Raw genomic sequence first — 555 nt, forward strand, 5'->3', positions numbered from 1 at the left:
CACAAGCAAAGAAGTCTTTGAGCAAATTGATCACCTGCTATTAGAACTCGACTCCTAGAATGGAATTATGGGTCTGGCTCGCTGCGGCGTTTAGTTTGTTCATCGGCTGCTGGGTACAAACGGCTTTAGGTTTTGGCATGGCCGTGATCGCCGCTCCGATCATCGTTATTCTCAACCCTCTATGGGTTCCCGTCGCGCTCACGCTCTGCGCCTTGTTCCTCAGCATCTTAAACACCTGGAACCAGCGTGCTCACTTAGAGCTAAAAGCGCTAATACTCCCTTTTATAACGCGCCTTCCGGGCACCGTCGTTGGCGCCTGGCTGTTGATGCAACTCGACTCAAAGACGCTTCAAATATTTGTCGCTGGCTGCGTGCTACTGGCCGTTGTCATCTCCTACTTTGGCAAGCAGTTTCAATACACCCCGGCTCGGATGGGAACAGCCGCATTCGTCAGCGGGATAATGGGGACCACAACATCCATAGGCGGGCCGCCAATGGCTTTGGTTATGCAACATGGCAACCCCAAAAATGTGCGCGCCAACCTGTCTTTGTATT

1 protein-coding gene is annotated in these 555 nt (G+C 52.3%); it reads left to right on the forward strand.

The window, feature by feature from the left end; genetic code table 11:
- Positions 1-59: 59 nt before the first annotated feature.
- The coding region (locus A3751_RS20255) for a sulfite exporter TauE/SafE family protein (RefSeq protein ID WP_068458703.1) at positions 60-555 on the forward strand (496 nt) is incomplete at its 3' end.

Source organism: Oleiphilus sp. HI0080 (assembly GCF_001635135.1).